Annotated in this window: 2 protein-coding genes and 1 tRNA gene; all 3 read right to left on the reverse strand. The window is 70.5% G+C overall.

The annotated features are described in order from the left end of the window. Window positions 1–169: 169 nt before the first annotated feature. Window positions 170–245 (reverse strand) — tRNA-Thr (locus FE811_RS26490). A 52-nt stretch (window positions 246–297) separates the two neighbouring features. Next, window positions 298–2,040 carry a heme biosynthesis protein HemY gene (locus tag FE811_RS26495; protein ID WP_036756746.1) on the reverse strand — a complete coding sequence of 581 codons (1,743 nt, stop codon included), beginning with the start codon at window positions 2,038–2,040 and terminating at the stop codon, window positions 298–300. 10 nt (window positions 2,041–2,050) lie between these two features. Continuing rightward, the coding region (locus FE811_RS26500) for a COG4223 family protein (RefSeq protein ID WP_370362714.1) at window positions 2,051–2,407 on the reverse strand (357 nt) is incomplete at its 5' end.

A 2,407-nucleotide genomic window follows, 5' to 3' on the forward strand; every position in this document is an offset into this window, starting at 1 on the left:
TCCTCATCCGAATGGCGCCGCATTATCGGGGAGGGGAAAAGCCGTTGCGCCAAGGCCGGCCGCAACGGCCGCTGTCAGGGGATCAGGCCGGCAAAACGGGCAGGTCGCGGGGCGGAAACGCAAAAACCCCAGAGAAATCAGCGCAATGCGTCGATTTCTCTGGGGTTTCTGGTGCCGGTGAAGGGACTCGAACCCCCGACCCCATCATTACGAATGACGTGCTCTACCAGCTGAGCTACACCGGCCTCTCATGTGCCGCGCCGGATAGCAGGTTCCGGCGCGGGCGAAAAGGGGGGATCAGCGATTTTTCCCCGCAATCTTCACTTCTTCCCGGTCGATCGGCTCGACATCGGGCCGCACGGGCAGCAGATCGCCCTCGCCGCCAGGCACCGGCCGGGGCGCCGGCTGGGGTGCTGCGGGCGCGGCCACCACCGGCTCGGGGTCGGTGACGGTCATCGCCGGCTCGGACCCGGCCACGGCCGGAGAGACGCGGCGATAATCCGATTCGCGCGGCACCATGCCGGGCGAGACATCGGCGATCTCGACCGGACCCGCGTCCTCGTCCGGCTTGCGCGGTTCGGGCTGCGAACCCACCGTGCCGGAGGTGGAGGCAGGGGGCGCGGCCGGCGTGGCCACCCCGGTCGCCCCCTCGCCATGCGCGGTGCCGACCAGCAGCGGCAGCATCTCGACCCCGTTCGAAGCGGTGGCGCCCCAGGCCGGGGTGTCCGGCTCGCGCCAGGTCAGCGTGTCGAAGCCGCCGCAGCTGTCGCAGGTCGGCGACCAGTCCGCCATGACGTTGTGGCATTTGTCGCAGACCCATTGCGGGCCGCGGCTGGCGACCAGCGCCCGCGCCAGGATGCCGCGCACCACCGCGTCGTCCGAGCCCTCGCCCCGCTCGACGGCGGCCAGGATCGACAGCGAGCGCACCGTCGGATGCTTCTCGGCCAGATCGCCGAGCGCGCGGCGGGCGCCGGGGAAATCCTCGGCCGCCAGCAGCAGCTCGGCGCGCAGCAGCCGGGTTTCCTCGTGCTCGGGGTTCTGCCGCATCAGATCCTCGAAGCGGCGCAGCCGCGCGGCCGGCTTTTCGTCCGGCACGATCTCGGCATAGGTCGCGGCGACCGAAGGATGCGGGCGCACGCTCCAGGTCTTTTGCAGCACCCGGCTGGCGTTGCGGGGATCGTTCTGCGCGATGTAGCTGCGCGCGGCCAGAACGGCGGCCGGGATCAGGTCGGGGCTGGCGCGGTTGGCGGAAATCGCCGCCTCGCGGGCGCTGATGGAATTGCCATGCGCCAGCACCTCGGAAGCCTCCTTCAACGCCAGGACCGCGTCGCGGCGGACATGCACGTCCTTGGGCAGCTGGCCCTGCTGGCGCTTGTCCTTGAGCACGGCGCGCGCACCCTTCCAGTCGCCCTCGCGGGTCTGCAATTGCAGGAGCGTGTCCTGCAACTCGGTATGCTTGGGCTTCAGCGCATAGGCTTTCTCGGCCAGCTTCAAGGCGGTGGCGGTGTCGCCTTCGTCCAGTTTCTGCCGCATCAACCCGCGGATGCCGACAAAACGCGTCCGCTCGTCCGAGAGCAGGCGGCGATAGACCTCGGCGGCCTTGCGGCGGTCGCCCGCGACCTCGGCGGCCTGCGCGGCCAGAAGGTCGGTGACATGCGGCTTGTCGAGAAGCTTGGCCGCCTTCGCGGCCTTGTCCTGGGCCAGCCTGCCCTCGCCCGAGGCGACGGCCAGCATGCCCTCGGACAGCGCGTCATAGCCCTTGCGCTCGCGCGAGCGGGCGAAATAGCGGTTGATCGCCGTCTCGTCGCCCAGAAGGAAGCGCATGAAGGCCAAAAGCAGCCCCAGCAGGCGCACGGTGATCCAGCCCAGCAGCACGACGACCAGCGCCGCGATGACGAGCTGCACCGGCCCCAGCGTGTATTCGGTGCCGCCATAGACCATGCTCAGGCCCTGGCCGGTTTCCGAAAGCTGCATCGCGCCCAGCGTCAGCACCAGCACGATGGCGAAGAAGATCAGGATTTTCAGTGCCGAAAGCAGCATGGCGCACCCCTTACATGCTGCCCGCGGCCAGGGCGGCCAGCGCGGCATTGGCTTCGACCCAGGCCTGGGCCGCGGCAGTCCAGCCGGCCATCGCCGCCTGGCCGGATTGCGGCAGGGCGGCGATTTCGGCCAGCGCGCCCTTGATGTCGCCGGCATTCACCGCGGCATCGGCGCGCGACAGGATGGCGTCGGGATCGCTGCCCTCGCGCGGCTCGACCGAGCGGGCGCCGGTCTGCACGCGCAGGAAGTTCCCGATGGCCCCCAGCGCGCCGTCCTGCGGCGCCTCCTGGCGGGCGGCGGCCAGCGCCTCGCGCGCGGCGGCGGGAAAGCCGCTGCGCAGTTGGGCCAGCGTCGGCACCTCGCCGGT

Source organism: Paracoccus sp. FO-3, assembly GCF_006386455.1.
Lineage (GTDB): Bacteria > Pseudomonadota > Alphaproteobacteria > Rhodobacterales > Rhodobacteraceae > Paracoccus > Paracoccus versutus.

Bases quoted from the DNA above. Each gene is read 5' to 3' on its own strand.
- FE811_RS26495 (WP_036756746.1), bottom strand. From the start codon at position 2,040: ATGCTGCTTTCGGCACTGAAAATCCTGATCTTCTTCGCCATCGTGCTG.